Below are 14,298 nucleotides of genomic sequence, written 5' to 3' on the forward strand. Positions count from 1 at the left end.
CCAACCGAAGTTGACGCCGCCATGAAGAAGTCTTGTAGATTGCCGCTGCTGGTCCTGGCTGCCCTGGCGCTGGGCGGCCCCTCTCTGGCGCAAGCGGCGGGCGATCCTGTCCTGAGCTTGCAGGCGGCGCAGCAGCGCGCCGTTGACCGTTCGCGCCAGCTCGTGGCCAAGGATCATGCCGCCAGCGCGGCGCGCGACAGGGCAGTGGTCGCCGGGCAGCTGCCCGACCCGGTGCTCAAGTTCGGCATCGAGAGCTTGCCGGTCGACGGGCCGCAACGCTGGAGCCTGGGCGGCGACTTCATGACCATGCGCCGGATTGCTGTCATGCAAGAACTGCCGCGGGCCGAGAAGCGCCAGCTGCAGTCGCAGCGCTTCGAGCGCGAGGCCGAGCTTGCCGGTGTGGAAAAGACCGCGGTCGCAGCAGTGATCGCGCGCGATACCGCGCTGGCCTGGCTCGAGCGCTTCTACACTGAACGGATGGCGGCGCTGATCGCAGAGCAGGTGACGCTGGCAGCTGAGGAAATCAAGGCCGTCGAGGCTGGCTATCGTGGCGGACGCAACAAGCAAGCCGAGGTCTTGGGCGCCCACGCCAGCCTGGCGCTGCTCGAAGACCGCGCCAGCGATATCCGGGGCCGCGTGCGCGCGGCCACCATCGCCCTCGAACGCTGGATCGGCGCGTCAGCGCACCTGCCGCTGGGCGCCGCGCCGGACATGGCGGCAATCCCGTTCGACCTGGCGCGGCTGGAAACGCAAGTGCAGCGCTTGCCCGAGCTGGCGATACTGGACAAACAGATCGAGGTCGCCGCGCTTGAAACCGGGCTGGCGCGTGCCAACCGCAAAGCCGACTGGAGCGTCGAACTGGCTTTTTTGCAGCGCGGGTCGAACTATTCGAACATGGTATCGGTCGGCTTGTCGCTGCCGCTGCAGTGGAACCGTGGAAAGCGCCAGGATCGTGAACTCGCGGCGCGCCATGCCCAGCTCGACGGCCTGGGCGCCGAACGGGACGACGCCTTGCGTGCGCAGGTGGCCGCGGTACAAGACCTGGCCAATGAATGGACGACTTACCGCGAGCGCCTGGCGCGCTTCGAGACGGTGCTGGTGCCGCTGGCGCGCTCGCGCGTCGATGCAGAGATGGCGGCCTACCGCGGCGGCGCCAGCCGGCTCGACGCGGTGCTGGCGGCCAGCCGCGGCGCGACCGATGCCCGCCTGCAGGCGGTGCAGCTAGAACTCGAGGCGGCCAGGCTATGGGCGCAGCTTGCCTACCTGGTGCCGGCTACGCGCAAGGAGGGACGATGACCTCGAAGCAGCGGGTGCTGGCCTTGGGCCTGGCCGCCCTGGTTGCAGGGGGCGGCGCTGGATTATATTGGCTGGGCATGCACCGCGGGATGGGCATGGCGGCGCCTGCCGCCGAGCCGGGCGCCGCAGCTGGCGAGCGCAAGGTGCTGTACTGGCACGACCCCATGGTTCCCGGGCAGCGGTTCGACAAGCCAGGCAAGTCGCCCTTCATGGACATGCAGCTGGTTCCCGTATACGACGACGCTGCCGGCGATGGCAACAGCGGGACGGTGACGATCAGCCCGCATCTCCAGCAAAACCTCGGCATGCGCGTGGCCAAGGCGCGGATGGACAGCTTTGCGCCTGAACTTTCCGCCGTCGGCAGCGTCGCCTACAACGAGCGCGACGTCGCCCTGGTGCAAGCGCGCGCCAGCGGTTTTGTCGAACAGCTGTTCGTGCGCGCGCCGCTCGATCCGGTCAGGAAAGGCCAGGCGCTGGCGGCGCTGTACGTCCCGGACTGGGTGGCGGCGCAAGAAGAGTTCCTCGCTGCCAGGCGCATGGGCGATGGCGCTCCCGCGGGCCTGGTCGACGCGGCCCGACAACGCATGCGCCTGGCGGGGATGACCGACGCCCATATTCGCCAGGTCGAAGCACGCGGCCGGGTGCAGGCCCGCATCACCGTCACCGCACCGATCGCGGGCGTGATAGCGGAGTTGACAGCGCGCGAGGGGATGACGGTGAGCAACGGCGCCCCCCTGTTTCGCATCAATGGCTTGAGCACGGTCTGGATCGTTGCCGACATTCCAGAAACGCTGGCGGCCCAGGTGCAACCGGGCAACGCCGTGGAGGCGCGCGCGCCGGCCTTGCCTGACATGCTGTTCAAGGGAAAAGTCAGCACCCTCCTGCCACGGGTCGACCCGGCCACGCGCACCCTGCAGGCGCGCGTGGAAATAGCCAACCCAGGCCAGCGGCTGGTGCCGGGAATGTTCGCCAGCGTCCACTTTACGCCCGCGGCCCGGGCCGCCGTGCTGACCATCCCATCCGAAGCGCTGATCCAGACCGGCAAGCGCAGCGTCGTGATGCTGGCTTTGGGCGACGGCAAATTCCGGCCGGTCGAGGTCCGGGCCGGGGTCGAGGCCGATGGGCGCACCGAGATCCTGGAAGGCTTGCAGGAAGGTCAGGAAGTTGTAGTCTCCGGTCAGTTCTTGATCGACTCGGAAGCGAGCCTGCGCGCGACCCAGACGCGCGCCGCTCCGGCGCCGGCCGCGCCTGCGGACAAGGGCGCGACAACACATCGCGGCGAAGGCAAGATCGAGCGGATCGATCAGGACGAAGTCACTCTTTCCCACGGCCCGATCCCGAGCATGCAATGGCCGCCCATGACGATGGGGTTCAGCATTGGCGCCGCCACCTTGCCTGCGGGCCTGGCCGTTGGCGACACGGTCAGCTTCTCGTTCGAGCTTGCCAAGGACGGCACGTACAAGATCGTTGCCATCACCCCGATGCCGCCGGCACGGCCGGATGACAAGAAGGCGCCGCAATGATCGCCAGCATGATTCGCTGGTCGATCGTCAACCGTTTCCTGGTGCTGCTCGCTACCCTGGCCGTGACTGCCTGGGGCATCTGGTCGCTGCAGCGTACCGCGCTCGATGCATTGCCCGACTTGTCGGACGTTCAGGTGATCATCCGCACCCCGTTCCCCGGACAGGCGCCGCAGATCGTCGAAAACCAGGTGACCTACCCGCTCACGACGACCATGCTGTCGGTGCCGGGCGCCGTCACCGTGCGCGGCTACTCGTTTTTTGGCGACTCGTTCGTGTACATCCTGTTCGAGGATGGCACCGATCCTTATTGGGCCCGGTCGCGGGTGCTGGAATACCTGAACCAGGTACAGTCGAGGCTGCCAGACCAGGCCAAGCCGGCGCTGGGGCCAGACGCCAGCGGCGTCGGCTGGGTGTACGAATACGCCCTGGTCGATCGCAGCGGCAGGCACGACCTGTCGCAACTGCGCGCGCTGCAAGACTGGTTCCTCAAGTATGAACTCAAGACCGTGGCCAATGTGGCCGAAGTGGCCAGCCTGGGCGGCATGGTGCGGCAATACCAGATCGTGCTCGATCCGGACAAGATGCGCGCCTATCAGATCACGCACGCGATGGCGATCGAGGCGGTCGAGAACGCCAACCAGGAAGCCGGCGGCGGCGTACTCGAACTGGGCGAAGCCGAGTACATGGTGCGCGCCAGCGGCTTCTTGCAGTCGCTCGACGATTTTCGCAAGATTCCCTTGACGGTGTCAAACGCTGGGGTACCGGTGCTGCTGGGCGACGTGGCGCGCATCGGACTGGGGCCGGAAATGCGGCGCGGCATTGCGGAGCTTAATGGCGAAGGAGAAGTGGCAGGCGGCATTATCGTGATGCGCTCCGGGAAAAACGCGCTCGACACCATCGATGCGGTCAAGGCCAAGCTTCAGTTGCTCCAAAAAAGCTTGCCGGCAGGTGTAGAAATCGTGACCACCTACGACCGCTCGCGCCTGATCAAGGGTGCGGTAGCGAACCTGCGTAACAAGCTGATCGAAGAATTCATCGTCGTGGCCGTGGTTTGCGCGGTGTTCCTGTTCCATGTGCGCTCGGCACTGGTCGCGGTCGTGACTTTGCCAGTCGGTATTTTGATTTCTTTCATCGTCATGCACTATCAGGGTGTCAATGCCAACATCATGTCGCTGGGAGGAATTGCCATTGCCGTCGGCGCGATGGTCGATGCCGCCGTGGTCATGATCGAAAATGCACACAAGCACCTCGAAGCCTGGCATCGCGCCCATCCTGGCGAGCAGTTGCGCGGCGAGGCGCGCTGGCAGGTCATTGGCGAGGCCGCGGTCCAGGTCGGTCCGGCGCTGTTCTTCTCGCTCTTGATTATCGTGCTGTCTTTTATCCCGGTATTCACGCTCGAAGCCCAGGAGGGGCGGCTGTTCGCGCCGTTGGCATTTACCAAGACCTATGCCATGGCCGCGGCCGCGGTGCTCGCCGTGACGCTGATACCGGTTCTGATGGGTTACCTGATACGCGGGCGCATTCCTGCCGAGGAAAAAAACCCGCTCAATCGCTGGCTGATTGCCGCTTACCGGCCCCTGCTCGAGCGCGTGCTGCGGCACCCGAAACTGACCCTGGTGCTGGCTGCGCTGATCATCGCCATCACCATCGTGCCCATTACCCGCCTGGGCGGCGAATTCATGCCGCCGCTGGACGAAGGCGATCTGCTGTACATGCCTACCGCGCTGCCGGGCCTGGCGACCGGTAAAGTGGTGCAGTTGCTGCAGCAAACCGACCGCCTGATCAAGACGGTGCCCGAAGTGCACAGCGTATTCGGCAAGGCCGGGCGGGCCGATACCGCCACCGATCCGGCGCCGCTCGAAATGTTCGAGACCACCATCCAGTTCAAGCCGCGCGACCAGTGGCGAGCGGGCATGACGCCGGAGAAACTGGTCGAGGAACTCGACCGTGCAGTCCAGGTGCCGGGCTTGTCGAATATCTGGGTGCCGCCGATCCGCAACCGGATCGACATGCTCGCCACCGGCATCAAGAGTCCGGTGGGTGTAAAGGTCGCCGGCGCCGACCTGCAGACCATCGACCGCATCGCCAGCGACATCGAGCGCGTCGTCAAGTCTGTCCCGGGGGTCTCTTCGGCGCTGGCCGAGCGCCTTGGCGGCGGGCGCTACATCGACATCGACCTCGACCGCACCAGCGCGGCGCGCCATGGCCTGTCGATTCGCGCCCTGCAGGGCATCGTGTCGGCAGCGATCGGAGGCGACAACATCGGGGAAACCATCGAAGGCTTGCAGCGCTTCCCGATCAACCTGCGCTATCCGCGCGAATATCGGGACTCCGTGGAAAAACTGCGCCAGTTGCCGGTTCTGACGGCGCGCGGGACCCAGATCGTGCTGGGCGATGTGGCGCGTATCCGCATCAGCGACGGCCCGCCCATGCTACGCAGTGAAAATGCGCGCCTGTCCGGCTGGGTCTACGTTGACATCCGCGGACGCGATCTGCGTTCGGTGGTGCAGGAGATGCAGCGCGCGGTAGCGGCGCAAGTCGACCTGCCTGCCGCGTACTCGATTGCATGGTCCGGACAGTTCGAATACATGGAGCGCGCCACCAGCAGGCTCAAGGTCGTGGTGCCGGCAACGCTCTTGATCATTTTCGTGCTGCTGTACCTGACGTTCGGGCGTATCGACGAAGCCGCGCTCATCATGGCGACCCTGCCGTTTGCTTTGGTCGGCGGCATCTGGCTGCTGTGGGCGCTCGGCCACCATGTGTCGGTGGCCAGTGCCGTCGGCTTCGTCGCCCTGGCCGGCCTGGCGGCCGAGTTCGGGGTGATCATGCTGCTTTACCTGAAACATGCCTGGGACGAGCGGATCGCTGCCGGGCGTGTGTCGCAAGCCGACCTGGTCGAGGCGATCCGCGAGGGCGCGGTGCTGCGCGTGCGTCCGAAAGCGATGACGGTGGCCGTGATCGTCGCCGGCCTGGTGCCGGTATTGACCGCAAGCGGGCCCGGCTCCGAGATCATGCAGCGTATTGCCGCGCCTATGGTAGGCGGCATGATCACCGCGCCGCTGCTATCGCTGTTCGTGGTGCCGGCGGTGTATCTGCTCATGCGAAGAAAGGCTTGCCGGGAGCAGCAGGGCGCGGCGCTGCAAGATTGATACGGTAAGATCGACCGGCGCGGCATACGTACCGCCACGGCTTGGGGATGCCAGTCAGGGACGCTCACTTACTTTCAGGAGAACACCATGGATCAGCAATACGAAGACTGTATCGAGGCGTGCAACGATTGCGCCCTTGCCTGCGATGTGTGCGCCTCATCTTGCCTGCAAGAAGACGATGTCAAGGCGATGGCGCGCTGCATTGCCATGGACATTGATTGCGCGCAGTTGTGCAGGCTGGCGGCGGGCATGATGGCGCGTGGTAGCGAAGCGGCAGAACTGGTGTGCGAAGCCTGCGCCTCATTGTGCGACATGTGCGCGGATGAGTGCGGCAAGCACCAGATGCAGCATTGCCAGGACTGCGCCGCTGCCTGCCGCAAGTGCGCCGCCGCCTGCCGCCAGATGGTGCGCGCGTAAACCTGGCACGCCTTTCGTTCAATCGGGACTGGAGGCGCTGTCGCCGGCGTCTCCAGTCAGGCCCTGGCAGGCCTCGTGCAAGAACTGCAGGTTGTCCCGATAATTGGTGCAACCCTCGCATAGCATCAGGTGAAACCGCATCGACAGGCGTTCGCGGGTAGTGAGCTCACGGTCCAGGCTTTGCGAAATCAGGCCAGTCATCTGCTTGCAAGACATCATGTGTGTGCATCCTTTCCAAACCAGCGCTGCTGCAGGCATAGTCGAAGCTGCATGCGCGCACGATGCAGTATCACCCAGCAGTTAGACGCGCTGATGCCGAGTTCCTTACAGATGTCGTCGGCTTCGAGGCCGAGAAATTCGCGCATCGAGAAAACGCGCGCCATTGCCTCGGGCAAATTGTCCATGCAAGCTTCAAAGACGTCCCAGAACTGGCGGTCGGCCAGGGTCTGCTCAGGATTGCCCCAGGATGCCGGTTTCTCCTCGCGCCGCCAGTGCGCATCCTTGCGAAACAGAACATCGAAATCGTCCTCATCGGCATGCTCGGCCAGGTCGATCCTGTTCTTGTTCCAGCGATCCCTGAGCATATCCACGATCTTGTTCTTCAAGATAGAAAATACCCAGGTTTTCATCGACGCGCGGTGTTCGAAGCCGCCGCTGGCAGAAAATGCGGCCGCCAGTGCTTCCTGGACTGCATCCTCGGCCAGTTCATCGTTGCGCAGCTGGAGACGGGCAAAACGCAGCATGTCGCGGCGCAGTTGCACCATGCTGGCGTCGGACCAGGAAACCGGCGTTACGTCCGGCAGGGTGGTCGGGCTGGGTATCGGCATAAGCAAGCTCAAGGTAGGCAAGCGTCCGCTGCTCGCCCGTTGCGGGGAAACGCTATTTTAACCGGCGGCCGCAGGGGCACATCCTGGCCTCGATTCATGGGGGGGGCGCCGATGCATCCTATCGTGCAATGCACATCGGCGACACGGCATATGATGACAATCTTGAACTAAAAAAAAGGAGACCCCGATGTCGATTGCAAAAGGATTTGTCGCTGGCCTGGCCGCGACCGCGGTGCTGTCAGTGTTGATGGTCATGAAACAGGTAATGGGGATCATGCCCGAGCTAAACCTGCCGAAGATGATCGCCGGAATGATGGGAGCGCCCGACTCGCCGGCCATTGGCTGGCTGGTACACGTCATGATCGGCGTGCTGGGGTATGGCGCGGCGATCGCCCTGGTTGCCAGGCCGGCGCTCGGCAAGTCGGCCGTCAGTACCGGCCTGCTGATCGGCTTTATCGGCTGGATCATCATGATGGTCATGCTGATGCCGATGGCCGGTGCTGGGTTCTTTGGCATGAACATGGGCATCATGGCCCCGGTGATGACCCTGATCCTGCACCTGATATTCGGCGCCGTGCTGGGCTGGACCTATGACCGGCTGACCACGGCGGCGGCCAGAGGCCCTGCCGCAGTTCACTGAACCACATCTTGAAAGGATAAGCATGGCTTACAACAGTATCAATCCCTACAACGGCGAGACGCTCGGCAGTTTCGAAGAACTCGACGCCAAGCAGCTCGAAAGCACGGTACAGGCGGCGCAGCGCTGTTTCGAGCAGGACTGGCGCGCGCGCAGTTTTGGTGAGCGTGCCGCCGTCGTCAAGCGCGCCGCCGCGCTGATGCGTGAGCGCTCGGACGAGCTCGCTAAACTGATTACCCTCGAAATGGGCAAGCTGATCGCGCAAAGCGCCGGCGAAGTAGCGCTGAGCGCGGCCATTCTCGACTACTACGCCGACCATGCCGAGTCTTTCCTGGCGCCTGAGCCGCTGGAGTCGACCAATGGCAAGGCCGTCGTCGAAAGCTGCCCGGTTGGCGTCTTGCTCGGCATCGAGCCCTGGAACTATCCGTACTACCAGATCGCGCGCTTTGCCGCTCCTAATCTCATGGCCGGCAATGTTGTGATGGTCAAGCATTCTTCGAGTGTGCCGCAATGCGCGCTGGCGTTTGCACAATGCCTGGCCGACGCCGGCGCACCAGAAGGCGCGTACAGCAATCTGTTCATTTCCAAAGATCAGATCAGCCAGCTGATCGACGACCCGCGCATCCGCGGCGTCGCCCTCACCGGCAGCGAGGCGGCCGGGGCCGTGGTGGCAGCGCGCGCCGGAGAGAAACTCAAGAAGAGCACGCTCGAACTGGGCGGCAGCGATGCGTTCATCGTGCTCGACGATGCCAACCTCGAGAAGGCCGTCAAGAGCGCCGTAGCGGGGCGCATGGGCAATTCGGGCCAGGCCTGCACGGCATCGAAGCGCTTTATCGTGCTCGATGCACTGGCTGACCAATTCCTTGAAAAGTTCCAGCAAGCGCTAGGTAAGTTCAGTGCTGGCGATCCGCTCGATCCGGACACGACAATGGCGCCCCTGTCGTCGGCGCAAGCGCTGGATAATCTTGTCGAGCAGGTCGAGCGCGCCGTTGCCAGTGGTGCGCGCGTGGTCATCGGAGGCGAGCGCATCCCGGGCGAGGGCGCGTTCATGCAGCCGACCATCCTGACCGATATCGATCCATCCAATCCAGCTTACAAAGAAGAATTTTTCGGGCCGGTTGCCCTGTTCTTCCGGGTGGCGGACGAAGACGCGGCGGTGGCGCTGGCCAACGATTCGCCCTTCGGCCTGGGCGGCACGGTGTTCACCGAGGACATCGAGCGCGGCAAACGCCTGGCGCGCCGCATCGATACCGGCATGGTGTTCATCAACAGCGCGGCCGTATCGAAACCGGATCTGCCGTTTGGCGGCGTCAAGCATTCTGGCTACGGCCGAGAATTGTCGTGCGCCGGCATCCAGGAATTCGTCAATAAAAAACTGATCCGGGTTGCCTGACATGGCAGGGCAGGGCGCGCGCGCCGGTGGTGTGCGCCTGCCCTGCAGGTTTCAGCGTAAGCTAAGAAACATGTAGCAGTGACAACCTTGGCTGCTGCTTGCGATCATTATCAGCCGTTTAATTTACCTCAACAGGAGTTCTCATGAAGCATAAATTCTTAGTTCTGGCCGTCGCTGTACTGACTGCAAGCGGCGCGAGCATGGCGGCCCATCACGAAAAGTCCGATATGGCCATGGACAAAATGAAAATGATGGACACCAATGGCGACGGCATGATCTCGAAAGACGAGTTCATGAAGGCGCACGAAACGATGTACATGCAGATGAAAAAGAACGCGGCCGGGATGGTCGACGTCAAAGAAATGCACATGATGATGAAGAAAAAAATGGATAATAAGCACAAAGACATGCCGATGGGTCATCATGAAAAGATGAAATCTGACGGCATGGGCAAGTAAAACCAGCCGTCATCTTCGTGCCGGAGACACTCACCGGCGCAAGGCCTGGCACGGCTGCCCGGGCACGCGAACGGCTCGCCAGACAGGTGAGCCGTATCGCATTGAGCGTGCCACTCGGTCATTGATCCATCCACTCCCCGCCAACTGGGCATGCCAGCCGAGGCAAGGCCTGGTCCGGGTCCAGTCTTTAAAGAGAAATATATGCAAATGTTTTTGTCCGCAGGATTTATTCTGCTCATTGTGATTTGGGGAATTTTCTCTCCTGCGAGCATGGCGTCGGTCTTTGACTACCTGCTGGCGACGATTTCGCACAATTTCGGCTGGTTGTACTTGTGGGTCGTTCTCGGACTGGTGATCTGCGCCGGCATACTGGTGTTCAGCCGTTATGGTGGGCTCAGACTGGGTGGTGAAGACGAGGAGCCAGAATTCAAGCTCGGCAGCTGGTTCGCCATGCTGTTTGCCGCCGGCATGGGCATCGGCCTGGTGTTCTGGGGCGTGGCCGAGCCGATATCACACTACGGCACGCCGCCACCAGGTATCACGGCCGGCACGCCGGAGGCGGCCAATGCGGCGCTGCGTTATGTATTCTTCCACTGGGGCGTGCATCCCTGGGCCGTCTACAGCATCGTGGCCTTGTCGATTGCCTTCTTCCAGTACCGGCGCAATGGCGCGGCCCTGATCAGTACCGTGACCGAGGCATCGCCCTGGGCGCCGGTGCGGCGCATGTCCGGTCTGTTCAATGGATTGGCCGTGGTGGCGACCGCCTTCGGGGTGGCTGCTTCGCTCGGCATGGGGGCACTGCAAATCAACAACGGGCTGGGCGCCGTGTTCGGTGCCGAGGTGGGCGTGCCCTGGCAGGTCGGGATTATTGTCGTTACTGCCGCCGTCTTCATGATCTCGGCCGTGACCGGTGTTACCCGCGGCATTCGCTACTTATCCAACTTCAACATGGTGCTGGCTTGCATGCTTGCACTGGCAGTATTCATCCTGGGACCGACGGTAGCGATTATCGATACGCTGTCGAACACGCTGGGTAGCTACCTGAGCGACATCGTTCGCATGAGCTTGCGCGCCACGCCGTTCCGCGATAGTTCGTGGGTTGGCAACTGGACGGTCTTCTACTGGGCCTGGTGGATTTCCTGGTCGCCGTTCGTCGGTTTGTTCATCGCCCGCGTCTCGCGCGGACGCACGATCAGGGAGTTCATCCTCGGCACCGTACTGGCGCCATCGCTCGCGGCATTTATCTGGTTCTCGATCTTTGGCGGCACTGCGCTCTACATGGAAATCTGGCAGCAAGTGCCGATTGCGGCAGCAGTAAAAGCCGATGTGGCCACTGCCTTGTTCTCGATGTTCAGCGTCATGCCTTATGGCACGATCATGTCCATCGTCGCCACCGTGCTGGTGCTGGTCTTCTTTATCACCTCGGGCGATTCCGCGGTGCTGGTGCTGAGCATGATGAGCACGAAAGGCGATCCTAACCCGCCCAACAAGATCAAGCTGATCTGGGGAGCCTTGATTGCCGGCATTGCCATCAGTCTGCTCATCGCAGGCGGACTCAAGGCGGTTCAGACGGCGACGATTGTGTTTGCCCTGCCATTCGCCCTGGTGATCGTCTTGATGGTCGTCTCGCTGTGGCGCGGCTTGCGCGAGGACTGGGCCGTTGAAGTGCGCCGCGAGCGCGAACTGCGCCGGCGCATGCGAGAAATTGTCGGGGAAAAGTAAGATGACCGGCCGGTAGTAGTGGCCGGTAGCTTGAAGGCGAGGCCTGATTCAGATGTCAGGCCCCGCCGGTAGTGCGCAAGAGATCAGGCAGTGCCGCGAATGGGATACGATTTTCCGATAATAAACTGCAAGCCCTTGAGCAGCGACTCGAGATCTGGCCGGGCGAAGGGTGCGTTCGACACGTCGATGATCTGGGCTTCATTCTGCGGATTGATCACAAATAGCGCCGGTTCCGAAAACTGGCGATCGGTTTCTTCGGGCGAGCGTGGATCGGAGACATACAAGCCGAGTTCACGCATTTGCGGGATCGACAGGCCATAGCCGATTGGAAAGGTCCAGCCGCATTCTGCCGCCTGCTTCTCGGCTTTTTCCTGCGTATCGGCCGATACCGCGAAGACCGCCACGCCGGTATCCTTGAACTGGCCCTGCAGCTTTTCGAGCTGATCGAGATAACTCTTGCAGATTGGGCAGTGCTGGCCACGGTAGATGATCAGGGCGCGCCACCCCGACTGGCTCATCGGATCGACCTTGCCGCCACCAACGGCGTCCCATTGCATTTCTGGAAAAACTGCACCTGCACGCATTTTGGTATTACTCATCATTTTTACCTTTCAAATATCCGGAGCCGCGAATGTGCGTGACCGAGTAGGGATACCAGTTTCATGACAAAAGCCGCCATGGTCGGTGCGTATGCGAACGGATGCATATGATTGGCAAGTCGCTGCGAAACCACACATTCGCTTAATAAACTTCGCTGGCATTGACGTAACAGACACAACTCCCTAAGCTAATGTTGCCTTGCGTCAATTACTCGAGATTTATATGAAGTTTTATGGTGGTTTCTCTTCTTATCGTATGCTCGTGGCTTGCCTTGCCGGCATTGGCTTGCACGCTGCAGCGCGCGCAAACGAACCGCAAGACCTCACGGAAATTCCATTCGAGCAATTACTTAATCTGGAGGTCGTGACCGCATCGAGGATTCCGCAAAAATTAAGCGAAGCGCCAACCTCGGTCACCGTGATCACGGCGGAAGACATCAGGCATTTCGGTCACCGAACGCTGGCAGAAATCATGGAAAGCGTTCGCGGTATCTATGTCAGCTATGACCGTAACTATCACTATGTCGGTACCCGCGGGGTGGGGCGTCCCGGCGACTTCAATACCCGGTTGCTGGTCCTGATCGATGGCCAGCGGCTCAATGATGTGGTGTTTGACCAGGGCGCCGTCGGCACCGAGTTTCCGCTCGACGTCGACTCGATCGAACGGGTCGAATTTGTGGCCGGCCCCGGCTCGGCGCTGTACGGCAGTAGCGCCTTTTTCGGCGTGATCAACGTCATCACCAAAGGCATCGCCAGTTCCGGCACGGCCGTGAGTGCCGGTAGATCGAGTGCGGGGGGCAAGCAGGCGAGGGTGCATACAACCTGGCGTAGCGGCGACCTTGGCCTATTGCTGGCCGCCTCGCAATACAGCGCGGCGGGCAAGGACTTGTACTTCCCGGAATTCGATAGCCCGTCGAGCCATCATGGAATCGCGCAAGGCCTGGACGACCTGCGCTACCGGCGCCTGTTCACCAAACTCACTTTGCGTGGCCTGGCGGCGCAGGCCTGGTATTCGCGCCGCCTCAAAGGCACGCCTACCGCGTCGTATGGACAGGTATTTAACGACCCACGCAGCCGTATCGAGGACGCGTACATGGGGGCCAGGCTGTCGTACCAGGCCAAGCTGTCCGAGACGCTCGAGTTCTCTGGAAGCATAGGCGTGTCGCGTTACGATTACCTGGGCAGATATGTCTACGATCAGGGTGCGACGCTCAATATCGATAAAGGCGACAGCCAGACCACTAGCGCAGAACTACGCCTTCTGAGTACCGGCCTGCGCGGTCATAAACTGATCGCCGGAGCCGAATACTTGTGGGATAGCCGGCGGGCACTCAACAATTACGATGCCGGTTCCGACACTGCCCATCTGCGTGTCGACCGACCCAAGCATCGCGCTGGGGTGTACGTGCAAGACGAGATGCGGCTGGGCGAGCATGTCGTGCTCAACACCGGCCTGCGCCTTGACCACGACGCCGAAACTGGCAACATCGCCAGTCCACGCGCAGCATTGCTCTACAAAATGACTCCGGAACTCACCCTCAAGGGGGGGTATGGGGAGGCGTACCGTTCTCCCAATGCGTACGAGCGGTATTACGCTACTGGCTTCAATTACAAGCTCAACCCAGGATTGCGACCGGAACGAAACCGCACCTACGAGCTCATTGCCGAGTATTTTCCCATCGACCGGTTCCGTGCCAGCGCATCCGTCTACCAATATCGTTTCCGCGACTTGATTGCACTGACCACCGATCCGGACGATCTGTTGCTTTACTATTCGAATGTCGAAGCCGCACGCACCCGCGGTGCCGAGCTCGAGGCGGAGTGGCGCTACGACCATGGAGCGATGCTCAAGGCCAGCGCCAGCTTCCAGTCTGCACGCGATGGGCAGACGCGCGAGTGGCTCAGCAATTCGCCGCGGCGCATGCTGAAACTGCATTATTCTGCTCCGCTGGCCGGAGACCGCTTGCGCGGCGCATTCGAGTACCAGCTCACCAGTGATCGGCGCACCACACTTGATGAAGAGATTGGCGGTTTTGGTCTACTCAATGCGACGCTGCTCGGCGCACTGCCCGGCAATCGCCTGGAATTGTCGCTCGGTATCCGCAACCTGCTCGACAAGCGTTACGCCCATGTCGCCAGTGAAGAGCATTACGATGCCAGTAGCCCGGCGCGCCGCCTGCGAGCAATCGGGCAGGATGGTCGTAGCCTGCGCATGACGGTCACCGCCAGGTTCTGACCGTGTCTTGCTCTCGTTCGAAGTTCAAATGGATAAACCTG

At 62.0% G+C, this 14,298-nt stretch carries 12 protein-coding genes; 9 read left to right on the plus strand and 3 right to left on the minus strand.

The genetic code is table 11. The features are described from left to right. The first annotated feature begins 21 nt into the window (after positions 1-21). The 4 genes from NRS07_RS08020 to NRS07_RS08035 all read left to right on the plus strand — a co-directional run bounded on the left by NRS07_RS08020 (position 22) and on the right by NRS07_RS08035 (position 6,385). A complete protein-coding gene (locus NRS07_RS08020; RefSeq protein WP_259212371.1) occupies positions 22-1,296 on the plus strand; it encodes a TolC family protein in 1,275 nt (424 codons plus the stop codon). Further along, positions 1,293-2,819: an efflux RND transporter periplasmic adaptor subunit gene (locus NRS07_RS08025; protein WP_259212372.1), complete on the plus strand. Its 1,527-nt coding sequence runs from the start codon at positions 1,293-1,295 to the stop codon at positions 2,817-2,819. The genes NRS07_RS08020 and NRS07_RS08025 overlap by 4 nt, the downstream gene beginning before the upstream one ends. Then, positions 2,816-5,968, plus strand: a complete 3,153-nt coding sequence (locus NRS07_RS08030) for an efflux RND transporter permease subunit (RefSeq protein WP_259212373.1) — start codon at positions 2,816-2,818, stop codon at positions 5,966-5,968. Before NRS07_RS08025 ends, NRS07_RS08030 begins: the two co-directional genes overlap by 4 nt. A gap of 87 nt (positions 5,969-6,055) precedes the next feature. Continuing rightward, complete coding sequence (locus tag NRS07_RS08035; RefSeq protein WP_259212375.1) at positions 6,056-6,385, plus strand: four-helix bundle copper-binding protein; 330 nt, start codon at positions 6,056-6,058, stop codon at positions 6,383-6,385. Positions 6,386-6,403: 18 nt separating this feature from the next. Here the strand turns inward: NRS07_RS08035 and NRS07_RS08040 are convergent, their stop codons facing one another. Further along, complete coding sequence (locus NRS07_RS08040) at positions 6,404-6,604, minus strand: zf-HC2 domain-containing protein (RefSeq protein ID WP_259212377.1); 201 nt, start codon at positions 6,602-6,604, stop codon at positions 6,404-6,406. Further along, entirely contained in the window at positions 6,601-7,149 is a 549-nt protein-coding gene (locus tag NRS07_RS08045) for a sigma-70 family RNA polymerase sigma factor (RefSeq protein ID WP_259213099.1), read from the minus strand. Before NRS07_RS08045 ends, NRS07_RS08040 begins: the two co-directional genes overlap by 4 nt. Positions 7,150-7,399: 250 nt before the next feature. Here NRS07_RS08045 and NRS07_RS08050 point away from each other — a divergent pair, with 250 nt between their 5' ends. From NRS07_RS08050 to NRS07_RS08065, 4 genes are all read left to right on the plus strand, one after another. Beyond that, complete coding sequence (locus tag NRS07_RS08050; protein ID WP_259212378.1) at positions 7,400-7,852, plus strand: DUF6789 family protein; 453 nt, start codon at positions 7,400-7,402, stop codon at positions 7,850-7,852. 22 nt (positions 7,853-7,874) lie between these two features. After that, positions 7,875-9,242, plus strand: a complete 1,368-nt coding sequence (locus NRS07_RS08055) for an NAD-dependent succinate-semialdehyde dehydrogenase (protein WP_259212380.1) — start codon at positions 7,875-7,877, stop codon at positions 9,240-9,242. 143 nt (positions 9,243-9,385) lie between these two features. Next, on the plus strand, positions 9,386-9,700 hold the full coding sequence (locus tag NRS07_RS08060; protein ID WP_259212382.1) for a hypothetical protein: 315 nt from the start codon (positions 9,386-9,388) through the stop codon (positions 9,698-9,700). Between the two features lie 201 nt (positions 9,701-9,901). Further along, on the plus strand, positions 9,902-11,422 hold the full coding sequence (locus NRS07_RS08065) for a BCCT family transporter (RefSeq protein ID WP_259212384.1): 1,521 nt from the start codon (positions 9,902-9,904) through the stop codon (positions 11,420-11,422). 83 nt (positions 11,423-11,505) lie between these two features. On the opposite strand, the gene NRS07_RS08070 is transcribed toward NRS07_RS08065, so the two are convergent. Continuing rightward, complete coding sequence (locus NRS07_RS08070; RefSeq protein WP_259212385.1) at positions 11,506-12,024, minus strand: peroxiredoxin; 519 nt, start codon at positions 12,022-12,024, stop codon at positions 11,506-11,508. A 196-nt stretch (positions 12,025-12,220) separates the two neighbouring features. Here NRS07_RS08070 and NRS07_RS08075 point away from each other — a divergent pair, with 196 nt between their 5' ends. Then, a complete protein-coding gene (locus NRS07_RS08075) occupies positions 12,221-14,257 on the plus strand; it encodes a TonB-dependent siderophore receptor (RefSeq protein ID WP_259212386.1) in 2,037 nt (678 codons plus the stop codon). Positions 14,258-14,298 lie beyond the last annotated feature (41 nt).

Origin of the sequence: Massilia sp. H6 (genome assembly GCF_024802625.1) — a bacterium.
Lineage (GTDB): Bacteria > Pseudomonadota > Gammaproteobacteria > Burkholderiales > Burkholderiaceae_D > Telluria.

Coding starts and splice junctions, on each gene's coding strand:
- NRS07_RS08070 (WP_259212385.1), bottom strand. CDS start 12,024: ATGATGAGTAATACCAAAATGCGTGCAGGTGCAGTTTTTCCAGAAATG.
- NRS07_RS08025 (WP_259212372.1), top strand. CDS start 1,293: ATGACCTCGAAGCAGCGGGTGCTGGCCTTGGGCCTGGCCGCCCTGGTT.
- NRS07_RS08050 (WP_259212378.1), top strand. CDS start 7,400: ATGTCGATTGCAAAAGGATTTGTCGCTGGCCTGGCCGCGACCGCGGTG.
- NRS07_RS08040 (WP_259212377.1), bottom strand. CDS start 6,604: ATGATGTCTTGCAAGCAGATGACTGGCCTGATTTCGCAAAGCCTGGAC.
- NRS07_RS08030 (WP_259212373.1), top strand. CDS start 2,816: ATGATCGCCAGCATGATTCGCTGGTCGATCGTCAACCGTTTCCTGGTG.
- NRS07_RS08060 (WP_259212382.1), top strand. CDS start 9,386: ATGAAGCATAAATTCTTAGTTCTGGCCGTCGCTGTACTGACTGCAAGC.
- NRS07_RS08035 (WP_259212375.1), top strand. CDS start 6,056: ATGGATCAGCAATACGAAGACTGTATCGAGGCGTGCAACGATTGCGCC.
- NRS07_RS08045 (WP_259213099.1), bottom strand. CDS start 7,149: ATGGTGCAACTGCGCCGCGACATGCTGCGTTTTGCCCGTCTCCAGCTG.
- NRS07_RS08065 (WP_259212384.1), top strand. CDS start 9,902: ATGCAAATGTTTTTGTCCGCAGGATTTATTCTGCTCATTGTGATTTGG.
- NRS07_RS08020 (WP_259212371.1), top strand. CDS start 22: ATGAAGAAGTCTTGTAGATTGCCGCTGCTGGTCCTGGCTGCCCTGGCG.
- NRS07_RS08055 (WP_259212380.1), top strand. CDS start 7,875: ATGGCTTACAACAGTATCAATCCCTACAACGGCGAGACGCTCGGCAGT.